This window comes from Algibacter aquimarinus (assembly GCF_039543265.1).
Classification (GTDB): Bacteria; Bacteroidota; Bacteroidia; order Flavobacteriales; family Flavobacteriaceae; genus Algibacter_B; species Algibacter_B aquimarinus.
Genome location: NZ_BAABJK010000004.1, coordinates 1 through 12,885 on the forward strand (window position 1 = coordinate 1; position 12,885 = coordinate 12,885).

General features: G+C 32.9%; 13 protein-coding genes. 3 read left to right on the forward strand and 10 right to left on the reverse strand.

The window, feature by feature from the left end; genetic code table 11:
* The first annotated feature begins 78 nt into the window (after positions 1 to 78).
* Positions 79 to 435, forward strand: coding sequence for a transposase (locus ABD939_RS02765; RefSeq protein ID WP_345164279.1), 357 nt, complete (start codon positions 79 to 81; stop codon positions 433 to 435).
* The gene (locus tag ABD939_RS02770) at positions 416 to 1,276 is read left to right on the forward strand and encodes an IS3 family transposase (RefSeq protein ID WP_345164281.1); all 861 of its coding nucleotides are present in this window, start codon (positions 416 to 418) and stop codon (positions 1,274 to 1,276) included. The genes ABD939_RS02765 and ABD939_RS02770 overlap by 20 nt, the downstream gene beginning before the upstream one ends.
* Before the next feature lie 42 nt (positions 1,277 to 1,318).
* On the opposite strand, the gene rimO is transcribed toward ABD939_RS02770, so the two are convergent.
* Positions 1,319 to 2,623 carry a 30S ribosomal protein S12 methylthiotransferase RimO gene (rimO, locus tag ABD939_RS02775; RefSeq protein ID WP_345164283.1) on the reverse strand — a complete coding sequence of 435 codons (1,305 nt, stop codon included), beginning with the start codon at positions 2,621 to 2,623 and terminating at the stop codon, positions 1,319 to 1,321.
* Between the two features lie 83 nt (positions 2,624 to 2,706).
* On the opposite strand from rimO, the gene ABD939_RS02780 reads away from it, so the two are divergent.
* Positions 2,707 to 3,780, forward strand: a complete 1,074-nt coding sequence (locus ABD939_RS02780; RefSeq protein WP_345164286.1) for a serine hydrolase domain-containing protein — start codon at positions 2,707 to 2,709, stop codon at positions 3,778 to 3,780.
* 53 nt (positions 3,781 to 3,833) lie between these two features.
* On the opposite strand, the gene ABD939_RS02785 is transcribed toward ABD939_RS02780, so the two are convergent.
* The 9 genes from ABD939_RS02785 to ABD939_RS02825 all read right to left on the reverse strand — a co-directional run bounded on the left by ABD939_RS02785 (position 3,834) and on the right by ABD939_RS02825 (position 12,858).
* A complete protein-coding gene (locus tag ABD939_RS02785; protein ID WP_345164288.1) occupies positions 3,834 to 7,082 on the reverse strand; it encodes a S41 family peptidase in 3,249 nt (1,082 codons plus the stop codon).
* A gap of 16 nt (positions 7,083 to 7,098) precedes the next feature.
* A complete protein-coding gene (locus tag ABD939_RS02790; protein ID WP_345164290.1) occupies positions 7,099 to 8,736 on the reverse strand; it encodes an amidase family protein in 1,638 nt (545 codons plus the stop codon).
* An 84-nt stretch (positions 8,737 to 8,820) separates the two neighbouring features.
* Positions 8,821 to 9,795: a signal recognition particle-docking protein FtsY gene (gene ftsY, locus ABD939_RS02795; protein WP_345164292.1), complete on the reverse strand. Its 975-nt coding sequence runs from the start codon at positions 9,793 to 9,795 to the stop codon at positions 8,821 to 8,823.
* Positions 9,796 to 9,961: 166 nt separating this feature from the next.
* A complete protein-coding gene (locus ABD939_RS02800) occupies positions 9,962 to 10,114 on the reverse strand; it encodes a DUF4295 domain-containing protein (protein WP_345164294.1) in 153 nt (50 codons plus the stop codon).
* A 12-nt stretch (positions 10,115 to 10,126) separates the two neighbouring features.
* Entirely contained in the window at positions 10,127 to 10,309 is a 183-nt protein-coding gene (gene rpmG, locus ABD939_RS02805; RefSeq protein WP_007648529.1) for a 50S ribosomal protein L33, read from the reverse strand.
* Between the two features lie 26 nt (positions 10,310 to 10,335).
* On the reverse strand, positions 10,336 to 10,572 hold the full coding sequence (rpmB, locus tag ABD939_RS02810) for a 50S ribosomal protein L28 (RefSeq protein ID WP_345164296.1): 237 nt from the start codon (positions 10,570 to 10,572) through the stop codon (positions 10,336 to 10,338).
* A gap of 79 nt (positions 10,573 to 10,651) precedes the next feature.
* Positions 10,652 to 11,905, reverse strand: coding sequence for a competence/damage-inducible protein A (locus ABD939_RS02815; RefSeq protein WP_345164298.1), 1,254 nt, complete (start codon positions 11,903 to 11,905; stop codon positions 10,652 to 10,654).
* Positions 11,905 to 12,246: an Hpt domain-containing protein gene (locus tag ABD939_RS02820; RefSeq protein WP_345164300.1), complete on the reverse strand. Its 342-nt coding sequence runs from the start codon at positions 12,244 to 12,246 to the stop codon at positions 11,905 to 11,907. Before ABD939_RS02820 ends, ABD939_RS02815 begins: the two co-directional genes overlap by 1 nt.
* Positions 12,247 to 12,858 carry a fumarylacetoacetate hydrolase family protein gene (locus ABD939_RS02825; RefSeq protein WP_345164302.1) on the reverse strand — a complete coding sequence of 204 codons (612 nt, stop codon included), beginning with the start codon at positions 12,856 to 12,858 and terminating at the stop codon, positions 12,247 to 12,249.
* Positions 12,859 to 12,885: the final 27 nt, after the last annotated feature.

Genomic DNA, 12,885 nt, shown 5'->3' on the forward strand with positions numbered 1-12,885 from the left:
CCGCAACGAGCCATACACAAAACCGTTGTGCTTAATTTTGACCCGTCCTGAATAAAGGCTACATAATCTTAAACAATTATGTACAAAAATGACAAAGTAATTAGACGGTATTCAGAATCTTTTAAACTCAAAATTTTAGACGAACTTACCACCGGAAAACTAAACAAATATCAATTAGGTAAGGCCTATGGAATCAACTCCTCCACCATCAATGAATGGATCAAGAAGTATAACCGCAAAGACCTTATGAACACTAGAGTGACAGTGAAAACAAAAGACGAGATAACACGTATCAAACAGCTGCAAAAAGAGATTGAGCAACTAAAAAAACTGTTGCTCAAAAAGGATATGGACGCCCTTATTGATGAATCCTTTCTTGAGGTGGCCGCAGAACAACTGGGCTACAAATCAGTTCTTGAACTTAAAAAAAACTAGAGAAAAGTCTAAGGGATTTACTTCTCTTTCTGATATAACAGCCTGTTTCGGTCTTAAGCGTGATGCCTACTACAAATATAGACATAGAGCAAATCAACGTTTAGAGATTAAGAAAAAGGTTATTGCTATAGTCAAGAACAGACGTAAATCCCTGCCTAGAGAAGGCGTGAGAAAACTTTGTAAATCATTAGATAAAGAGTTTAAAAACACCAACATAAAAATAGGCAGGGACACCTTGTTCAACATTCTTAGAAAACACAATATGCTTACACTTAGAAAAAAATACAGCTCTAGAACTACAAACTCATTCCACAGGTTCTACAAGTACAAAAACATTATTAAAGACCTAAAAGTCAATAAACCAAATCAAGTATGGGTTAGCGATATTACCTACGTCAGAACGATAAAAGGGTTCTGCTATCTGGCCTTAATAACGGATATGTACAGTCGTAAAATTGTGGGTTATGATATTAGTGACAGCCTAGAACTGAAAGGTTGTGAGAGAGCTTTGAACAAGGCTTTGCACAAAGCTAAAAACACTGACGGCCTCATTCATCATTCTGACAGAGGAATACAGTATTGTAGCAATGCTTACACGCAAATTTTAAGGAGAAACAACATTGGGATCAGTATGACCGAGGACAACCACTGCTACGAAAACGCAATGGCTGAACGTGTAAATGGCATATTAAAGGACGAATTTTATCTCGACCAAACCTTTGATAGCCTACAACACGCTAAGCGTGCAGCAAAAAAAGCAATTAATCTATACAACGAAATAAGATTACATTTATCTTTAGACTATAAAACGCCGAATATGGTATATAAATTAACAGCGTAAATCAATTATTAACCTGTAGCCATATTTCAGGACAAGACAATCTTAATGAACAACTTTTCCATACAAATCAAAATCCTCAGCCTCAATAATATTTACCTTAGCAAATTCACCTGTTTTAAGATAAGTTTTTGTTGCATCAATAAGTACTTCATTATCTACATCTGGTGAATCAAATTCTGTACGTCCAATAAAATAATTACCTTCTTTTCTGTCTATAACCACATTAAACGCTTGCCCTATTTTTTGCTGATTCAATTCCCATGAAATCTGAGATTGTATCTCCATAATTTGATTTGCTCTTTCAATCTTTACCTCTTGTGGCACATCATCTTCTAAATTATAAGCATGCGTATTTTCTTCATGCGAATAGGTAAAACAACCCAAACGCTCAAAACGCATATCTTTAACCCATTGTTTTAATTCTTGGAAATTTTCTTCTGTTTCACCAGGGTAACCAACAATAAGAGTGGTTCTGATAGCCATTTTTGGAACTGTAGCCCTAAACGCTTTTATTAGTTTTGTGGTTTTCTCCTTTGTTGTACCACGACGCATGCTTTTCAATATATTATCTGAAATATGCTGTAAGGGAATATCTAAATAATTACAAATTTTTGGTTCACGATTCATAACATCCAACACATCCAAAGGAAATCCTGTAGGAAATGCATAATGCAAACGAATCCACTCTACACCTTCAACCTTTACTAGCACCTCAAGCAATTCTGCTAAGTTTCTCTTTTTATATAAATCTAGTCCGTAGTACGTTAAATCTTGTGCAATAAGAATCAATTCTTTAACCCCGTTTGCTGCTAGTTTTTCTGCCTCAATAACAATATCTTCAATAGGCGTACTTCTGTGCTTACCTCGCATTATTGGAATGGCACAGAACGAACACGGTCTGTCGCAACCTTCAGCAATTTTTAAATACGCATAATTTTTTGGTGTTGTTGTTAATCGTTCACCAATTAACTCATGCTTATAATCGGCTCCTAAAGCTTTTAATAATCCTGGCAATTCTGTAGTACCAAAATACTCATCTACATTAGGAATTTCTTTTACCAAATCTGGTTTATAGCGCTCACTTAAGCAGCCTGTTACAAAAACTTTATCAACATCACCTTCTTCTTTCTTCTGCACGTACTCTAAAATAGTATTAACACTTTCTTCTTTGGCATTATTTATAAAGCCGCAGGTGTTAATTACTACAATATTACCTTCCTCCTCGTGTGCAACATATTTACCACTAGCTTTTAATTGTCCCATTAGGACCTCGCTGTCGTAAACATTTTTGCTACAACCTAAAGTAACAACGTTAATCTTATTCTTTTTAAGCGTTTTTGTGCGCATATCTATTGTAAATCAGGGCGCAAAGATACAACTTAATTAAACCTTTTATATATTTGAATGTCCAAAATTAAAAACCTACTGTTATGAAATCTAGATTTTTCTATCTTTTTTTACTAATTACTATTTACACTAGTTGTTCATCAAGTGAGCCTGTTACTGAACCTGAGGAAATAACTATCGACATTTATTTTCCACCTGGAAACTCTGAAACTTGGGAAACAAAAACTATTTCTAGTTTAGGTTGGAATGAAAATGAACTACAACCTTTATTAGATTTTCTTGAAGAAAAAAATACCAAAAGTTTTATAATTCTAAATGAAGGAAAAATTGTAGTAGAAGCTTATATGAACGGACATGATGAAAGCAAACCATGGTATTGGGCAAGTGCTGGAAAAACGTTAACAACAACAGTTTCCGGAATTGCACAAGAAGAGGGCCTTATCAATTTAAACAATAAAGTGTCTGATTATATCGGAAATGGATGGACGAGCGCTCCTTTAGAAAAGGAAAATTTAATTACATGTATTAATTTACTATCCATGAATTCTGGTTTGGATGATAGTATTGGAGATAATGTTTCAAAAGAAAATCTTCAGTATGCTGCAGATGCAGGAACACGATGGGCGTATCATAATGTTTATGTTAAAATGCAAGATGTTATAGCCCAGGCTAGCAGTACAAACTGGAGTAATTATTTTAATACTAAATTAAAAGATAAAATAGGAATGAGTGGAGCTTGGATTCAAAACAATGATTTTAGTGTATATTGGAGTAACACTAGAAGCATGGCGCGTTTTGGGTTAATGATTTATGCTAAAGGTATGTGGAATGACAATCAAATTATTTCTGAAGCTTTTTTAAATGAAGCTACAAATACTTCACAAAATATTAATAAATCTTATGGGTATTTATGGTGGTTGAATGGAAAAGAAAGTTACCATCTGCCTGCCTCACAAGTTAAATTTCCTGGAAAACTAATTCCTAACGCACCAGATGATACATTTGCTGCTTTGGGTAAAAATGACCAAAAAATTTATGTTGTACCAAGTAAAAAAATAGTTGTTATACGCATGGGAGATTCTGCTAGTAATATAAATTTTGCACTTTCCTCTTTTGATAATGATTTATGGGAAAAACTAAACGCTGTAATAAAATAAAAAAAGCACCTAGCTATTTAAGCTTAGGTGCTTTTTTTTATTTAAGTAAAATATTACTTCTTAATATCTGAAAGTAATTCTTTTACAGCAGCTTGTATTTGCGGGTCTTTACCACCTAAAAACTCATTATATGGTAATTCTACCTTAATATCTGGATTTAGTTCTAAATTTTCAGTTGGTCTGCCTTCGGCACCAATAGTTGCTATCATCGGTATTCCAAAAACAATAGTTGGGTCTATTTGTCTTTCCCACCATACTGCTGTTCCTGTTCCTGGAACCGGCATTCCAACAAGTTTTCCAATGCCATTTTGTTTATACACATATGGAAAAATATGAGCATCGCTATAATTAGATTCACTCATTACAACAATACTAGGCTTTGTCCATCTAGTAAGAGATTCTCCACCTCTTAGCATATTACCTTGAGGTGCTAATTTTAAATATAAATTACCACTTAAAAAAGTATTTAAGTCATCATGAAGCCAGCCTCCACCGTTAAATCTAGTATCTACAACAAGAGCTTCCTTTTCAATATTTTTTCCCATAACGTTATCAAAAACTTCTCTAAAACTGCCATCATTCATTCCTCTTACATGAACATAACCTAATCTTCCACCACTTAAAGAATCGACTTTATGCTCCATTATTTTAACCCATCGTCTATACATTAACATAGCTTGATTTCGTTTTGATACTGGCTGAATTTTTTCTTCAAAAACAGTATTACCTTGTTTAATACTTAAAAGTATATTCTTTCCTGTTATATTATTTAAGTATTTATTCCAGTTGTCATTTGCGTTAATCTCTTGATTATTAATTTTTAAAATAACCGCTCCTTTTTTAATCTTACTACTAGCATTATCTAGTGGTCCTCCTGAAAGCACCTCACTTATTTTAATTCCATTTCCTGAATATTTTTCATCAAATAGAGCGCCCAAAGATGCTGTAACATCACCATTTTCTGCTCTATGTGAATATCTTCCTCCTGTGTGAGACGCATTCAACTCGCCCAGTAATTCGCTCAGTAAATTTTGGAAGTCGTAATTATTATTGATGTAAGGTAGAAATTTCGAATATTCGTCATAATACATTTCCCAATCGATACCATGAATATTGGGGTCATAAAATTTCTTTTTTACTTGGCGCCAAGCGTGTTCAAAAATATACTTACGCTCTCCTGAAGCATCTAGTAACATATCGCCATCAATTTTAACGTTAGTTATTTTTCCGCTATCGGTATCAACTTTAACAAGCCTTCCTCGATTACTTAAAAATAGTGTTTTATCGTCATCACTAATTTGAATACCACTTGGAGAGCCACCTAGTTTGGCTAAAATTTTAGTTTCTTTTGTTCTTGGTTCTGTAACCCAAACGTCATAACCTTTTTCAAATCTTGATAGATAATACAATTTACTAGCATCTTTATTAAGGGCATAACCAGCAATACTAGAGCTATTTATGGTAAGTTTTACTTTACGATAATCTAGATTATCTAAATTAATTTTTAAATCTTCATCCTTATCTTCTTTTTTATCTTTTTTATCTTTTTTAGATTTTTTGTCTTTCTTATCATCATCTTTTGAATCTTTCTTAGCTTCCTCTTCTCTCTCTTTATATAATTCGTATTCCTCTTTAGTTAAACTGTAAATATCGAAAGCTTTTTGATCAAAAAATACTGCGTAAATATCACTCTCACTACTTCCACTAGTGGCTAACGACTTTTCTCCATCACGAGAACTGGCGTAAACCATCATTTTTCCATCCATAGCCCAAGATGTACCATTTTCACCAAAACCGCTATTAACTGGATATATGAATTCTCCAGTTCCATCTGCTTTTAGCAATGCTGTATTACTTGTAAAGGCAAATCCTTTTTGATCAGATACGAAAAGCCATTTACTATCAGGACTCCACTCAAATCCCCAATCTCCATCTGCATAAGAATAGTTATGACCTTCTGGTAAAACTGTAACTTCTTTTTTGGTTGCTAAATCTAAAACCTTTAAAATATTTCTGTCTTTAATATATGCTACTTTTTTACCATCAGGCGAAAACTCAGATTGAAACTCTTCAGCATTTGTAGCTATTAAAGGTTCTACTTTCAACGTTGTACTTGCATAAAAATAAGTGTCATCAGAACGCTCCATTGTAGCTTTGTAAACATTCCAACTTCCATTATGCTCACCAGAAAATAATAGTGTTTTTCCGTCTGGAGACCAACTAACCATTCGCTCCTGTTCTGGGGTGTTTGTAACACGTTTAGTTCTAGAATCGTTAGTACCAGTTACAAAAACTTCTCCTCTGTTTACAAAAGCTATTTCTTTGCCATTTGGACTCACTTCAAATTCGCTTACATCACTTATATCAACATTTTTAATTGTTTCATAAGCTGAATCGTCACTAACTATTATATCTACTTTTTTAGGTTGTTCGCCTTCAGAAATCGAATAAACATCTCCTTTCCACGTAAAAGACATTTTGTTATTTTTTCCTATGCTTAAGTGCCTTACAGGAAAATCCTTAAATGATGTTAAGGCAATTTCATTATTAGAACTTAATGTTTTTTTGTAGATATTCTGAGTTCCATCTTTTTCATTCAGATAAAAAATAGCAGACCCATCATTGTTAAAAACAGGTTCTCTATCTTCTCCTTTAAAATCGGAAACTTTTGTGTAATTATTTTTATTTAAATCAAAAACCCAAATGTCTCTGGTTACAGAAGACACGTGGTGCTTTCTTAATGCATCTTCATACCCTTTTCTATCTTGAAACACAATTTTAGTTCCATCTTGATTATAATTTGCACTCTCAGCTCCTGCCGCAGATACTAAAATTGGTCTACCGCCTTCAACAGGAATTGTGTATAAATTTTGGAATAATCTAGGAGAAGGGAAACGAACACTAGATGCTGGTGCATCTCTATTGCTGCTTATTAAAACGTGTTTGTTATCTATGGTGAAATCGTTAGGGAAATCGTCAGCACTATTGAAAGTAAGCCTTATTGGCATACCTCCTTGAGCTGGAATTGTGTAAACGTCAAAATTACCATGTCTGTTACTGGAAAATGCAATTGTATTTCCATCATGACTCCAGACCGGATAACTGTCGTAAGCATCGCCAGTAGTTATCGCTGCTGCATTTCCCCCACTTGAACTTACGGAATATAAGTTACCATGATAACTGAATGCTATTTTAGATCCATCAGGAGAAATACTGGGATACAATATCCATTTAGCTTCGTTTTGACCATTAATACTTCCAAAATAGAAGCATAGTGCAATTACAATTAAAATTTTTTTCATTTTTTGATTGTTTGAATTAGTTATAATTTTTTGGTGATTTCCGTTTTTTGGATGTTTGCTCATAAGCATAAGCCCAACCTAATAATAGTTTTTCAGATAATGGTTTACCAATAAAGGTTAAACCTTCTGGCACACCTTCGTTTGTATATCCCATTGGAATTGTTAAAGCTGGATATTCAGCTACTGCTGCAAAACCAGCATGGTAGTTATTTATAGACAAAAACCCATCTAATTTATGAGCTTCCATAGGTATGTTAAAATAAGCTCTACCATTTGTTTTTAAAGTATTCTTTATTTTTAAAAACTCTTCTTCTGTAGCTATATCAGCTACAATACCATTAAATAATCTTTGTCCGTATGGCATTATTTTCAAAGAATCTTTTTTATTAAAATCAACGACATCTTCAACTGATTTAATTACTAAATCTTTATTTCCGTATTTAGAAAGATAAATTGGTAAATCTATTTTCATATCCAGATTAAGTAATCTCCTGAACTCTGGTAATTTCATCTCCTCTTCATCAATTTCAAAAATTATTGCGCCTTTTACTTTTAAATCTGCTATAGCTTTTACGTAAAGTGAATCTTCTAATAATCTTTTAAATGCACCAAAGCGTTTACCTTTTAAAGCATCTAAATTTAAATCAGAATACATATTACCGTTTAAATCCATTTCAATAGCTTTTGAATCTTTTTCATCATAACCTAACATAGCATCAAGCATTATGCTGTTATCAGTTACGTTTTTAGTCATTGGTCCTGGTGTATCTAATGTTGAAGAAATAGGCACAATTCCGCCTCTACTTAACAAGCCAATAGTTGGTTTTAAACCAACAATAGAATTTTTACTAGATGGTGATAAAATAGACCCTGACGTTTCACTACCAACGGCAGCAACAGAAAAGTTTGCAGCAACAGCAACACCGCTTCCTGAACTTGAACCTCCCGAATCAATAATACGCCTTCCATATGGGTTTAAAGTTTGTCCACCAATAGCGCTATAGCCACTTGGGCAATCACCACAGAAAAAATACGCCCATTCACTTAAGTTTGCTTTTCCTAAAATAAGTGCTCCTTTGTTTTTTAATCGCTCAACAATAAAGGCGTCATCTGTTTGATTATTTTTCAGTGCCACGGCTCCTGCTGTTGTTGGCATTCCGGAGGTATTAACATTATCTTTTAAAAGAATTGGCATTCCAAAAATAGGATGCTTTAACATTCTGTTTTTTAAATCAATATCCTTTTGTTTAGACTCCGATATCACATTAGGATTCAACGAAATCACTGAATTTAATGACAAAGAATTTTCTCTATCAAACTTTCTAATACGGTATAAATAAAACTTTGTGAGCATTTCATAAGACAAATCTCCATTTTTAATATGTTTTTGAAGACTAGGAATATCTTGCTCTAATATTAATGGCTTTAAATCGTTGTAAATGTCTTCTGTAAAACCTACTAAATCCTTATTTAAATTCTCCCAAATGGATGATTTAGTAATATATTTTGAATCTAAAACTTTAAACTCTCTAAAATCTTCTATAGAATCAGTAGCAATTTCAGGGGAATCATTTAAATTTTCAGTAGCGTTTTGTTGGGGATTTTTACAAGAAAAAAGAAAAGTAACAGAAAGGAAATAAATAAGGTTTTTCATAAATAGTATTTTTGATAAAAATACTAAATCATAATAGAAGAATATGTTACAAAAACGCTAAAGATTATAAGCTTTTTGGAAATTTTACTTAAAAAATGAATCTACAAACTCATATTTATTAAAAACCTGTAAATCTTCAATACCTTCTCCAACTCCAATATATTTAACAGGGATTTGAAACTGATCTGAAATACCAATAACCACACCACCTTTTGCTGTACCATCCAATTTAGTAACTGCTAACGAAGTAACTTCTGTTGCAGCTGTAAATTGCTTAGCTTGCTCAAATGCATTTTGCCCAGTAGAACCATCCAAAACCAGTAAAACATCATGCGGAGCATCACCAACCACTTTCTGCATTACGCGTTTTACTTTGGTAAGCTCATTCATTAAGTTTATTTTATTGTGCAATCTTCCTGCTGTATCTATAATAATTACATCAGCATCTTGATTAACTCCAGACTCTAAAGCATCAAACGCTACCGATGCGGGATCGCTTCCCATATCTTGTCTTACCATAGGTACATCTACTCTATCTGCCCAAACTTGAAGTTGATCTATTGCAGCTGCTCTAAAAGTATCGGCAGCACCAAGAACAACTTTAAGTCCTTTCTTTTTAAACTGATATGCTAACTTTCCTATAGTTGTGGTTTTACCAACACCATTTACACCAACTACCATTAATACATAAGGTGTTTTGTTTCCGTTTTCTTGTTTAGGTAATTCTGGAATTGTGTATTCAGTTTCTTCTCCAGAATTGGTTTCACTTAATAAACCAGCAATTTCTTCTCTTAGAATTTGGTTGAGTTCATCAGTTCCCAAGTATTTATCTTTTGAAACACGTTCTTCAATACGCTCAATAACTTTAAGAGTGGTATTCACACCTACATCACTGGTAACTAAAACTTCTTCAAGGTTATCTAAAACCTCATCATCAACCTTAGATTTACCTGCTACAGCTTTACTTAGTTTACCAAAAAAACTGGATTTAGATTTTTCCAATCCTTTATCTAAAGTTTCCTTTTTTTCTGAAGAAAATATTTTTTTAAAAAAACTCATTTTTTACTTTGTCTTGTTTATTGTTGAGTATAAATACTCAAATCACTAATGTCAATTATCTTACCAGAAATATTTACTGTAAAAGTGTCAGTAAAACAATCAAATATAAAATAAAAAAAGCCGCTTTCAGTAGAAAGCAGCTTATAATATTTTAGAACGAAACCTTTTATTTTTTATTTAAAAAGTCGTTTACTTGATCTGGACTCATAATAGATTCAACAAACATGTAAGCTCCAGTTTTTGGAGACTTAACCATTTTTATTGCTTTTGTTAATCTTTTAGATCCTGTTTGTAATGATGCTACTGATTTCTTTGCCATGACCTATATACCTTATTTAATTTCTTTATGAACTGTCATACGCTTTAGAATAGGATTAAATTTTTTAATCTCCATTCTATCTGGCGTATTCTTTTTGTTTTTTGTTGTAATATATCTTGAAGTTCCTGGTTGTCCAGACTCTTTGTGCTCTGTACACTCTAAGATTACTTGTATTCTGTTACCTTTCTTTGCCATGTCTTATACTTTATTAAATACAGCTATTATTTTAAAAATCCTTTAGATTTTGCTTCCTTAATTGCTGCAGTTATTCCTATTTTGTTAATAGTTTTTAAAGCAGATGTAGAAACTTTTAAAGTAATCCAGTTGTCTTCTTCTGGAATGTAAAAACGTTTCTTAACTAAATTCGCATGAAATTTGCGTTTAGTTTTGTTCATCGCATGAGACACGTTGTTTCCAACCATTGCCTTTTTCCCTGTAAGTTCACAAACTCTTGACATTCTATATAACTTTAAATTCTTTGTTGCTTAAAATCGAGGTGCAAATATACAAATTCTTTATATTATGCCAACCTAATTTTTATCTATTTTTAAAAATTTCTTTTAGGAGCATTTCTAAGGCTTTGTTAACGGCCTTATTTATCACTTTTAGTCGTGAATTTCCGAAGTTAAATTCTTGAGAATAAACTTCTTTTTTTGTAGCAATAGCGATAAATACTGTACCTACTTCAGCTTCAGAATCGCCTTTAGTAGGTCCTGCATTTCCTGTAGTTGCAATAGCATAATCAGACAGATGTAATTCTTGAACATTTTTAGCCATGGCTTCAGCAACTTGGGCACTTACAACAGAATGTGTTTCAATAATAGTTTTTGAAACTTTTAAAATATTAATTTTTGATTCCGTAGCGTAGGTTACTATACCTCCTTTAAAAAAAGCCGATGCGCCTGAATGTGAGGTAAAACGTTCTGCAACAGCACCTCCTGTACAACTTTCTGCAATAGCCAAAGTATTACCTAGTTTAGTAAGTTGTTTTGCAATTACAACTTCTACAGAACCATCTTCATCTTCCAAACCAGCATATTCATCTTTAATCAGAGGGATAACTTTATCAATTTGTTCCTGTACATCTATCTTTAACTGAGCCTCATCATAACCTTTCGTAGATAGCCGTAAACGCATTTTTCCTAAATTAGGTAAATAAGCAAGCTTTATGTGTTTTGGCAAAGCATCTTCCCAAGATTCGATTCTTTCAGCCAAAGCACTTTCACCAAGACCATATACTAACATCGTTTTATGAAGGATAAACGGACAGTTGTATTTATCTTTTAGTTTTGGAATTACTTGATAATCAATTAAAGCTTTCATTTCGTATGGTACCCCAGGAAGTGAAATAAACACTTTATTTTCTTTTTCAATCCACATACCAGGTGCAGTACCTAGCCTATTCATAAGTGGTTTAGACTTTGATGGAATTAATGCTTGATCTCTATTAACCTGAAGCATCTGCGTTCTTACATGTTGCTTCCAAATAGATTCAATGTTTTCTAGAACTGCTTCATTTTTTTCTAGTGTATCATTAAAATACTCTGCAATCGTTTTTTTAGTAATATCATCTTTAGTAGGCCCCAAACCACCTGTACATATAATAATATCTACACGATTTTCAGCATCTTCTAAAGCTTGAAGGATATGTTGTTTATCATCTTGAATAGATGTAATTTGATAAACGGAAACACCAATTTTGTTAAGCTGTTTTGCTATAAAGGCAGAGTTGGTATCTACAACTTGACCAATAAGAAGTTCGTCACCGATGGTGATAATTTCTGCTAACATTACAAATTAAAATCTGATTTTATCTCAGCGGTAGCTAAATTTACTGCCGAAATAACAATATCAAGTTTATCAGAAATATCTACATCTGTTTGCGTAAACTTTCCCCAATCTTGCACTTCAATTAAAACGTCAAGAACGCCTAACTCAAATAAATCTACTGTAGGTTTCATTTTATGAGCAGCCTGATAAGCTTCATGATAATCGGTTTCTGCAACTGCTTTTTTTAATCGCTCTGCATCAGCTGGTACTTCTTCTAAAAAAGCCTCAGCTAAGGTTGCGATAAAATCTTCATCGTTATCAGCCAATTCGCGTACTCTAAATAATTTGTAATGTTGTTCCATTTATTTAACTGTTATTGAAAACATGTCTTTGTCTTCTATAAATCCTTTTAGTTTATCGTTAGCAATTACTTTGCCAACTCCTGCTGGCGTACCTGTAAATATAATATCTCCTATCTTTAAAGTAAAATATTTCGATACATATTCTATAATTTCATCAATTTTCCAAAGCATATGGCTTGTATTGCCTTTTTGCACAATTTCTTCGTTCTTTTTTAAGGAAAATTCAATATTGTCTATATTATCAAACTCCTTTTTGTCAATCCATTTACCAATAACAGCTGCTCCATCAAACGCTTTTGCCTTTTCCCATGGGAGTCCTTTAGCTTTTAATTTACTTTGTAAATCTCTTGCGGTGAAGTCTATTCCTAAACCAATTTCCTTGTAATATTTATGTGCAAATTTTTTATCTATATGCTTCCCAACACGATTAATTTTTATCAAAATTTCAACCTCGTAATGCACATCATCTGAAAAATCTGGGATAAAAAAAGGTTGCTTTTTTAGAAGAATCGCCGTGTCTGGTTTTATAAATATAACAGGATCATCAGGCTTCTCATTTTGTAATTCTTCAATATGTTTTGTGTAATTTCTGCCTATACAAATAAGTTTCATAACCGAGCTGAATTGGATTTTAATATT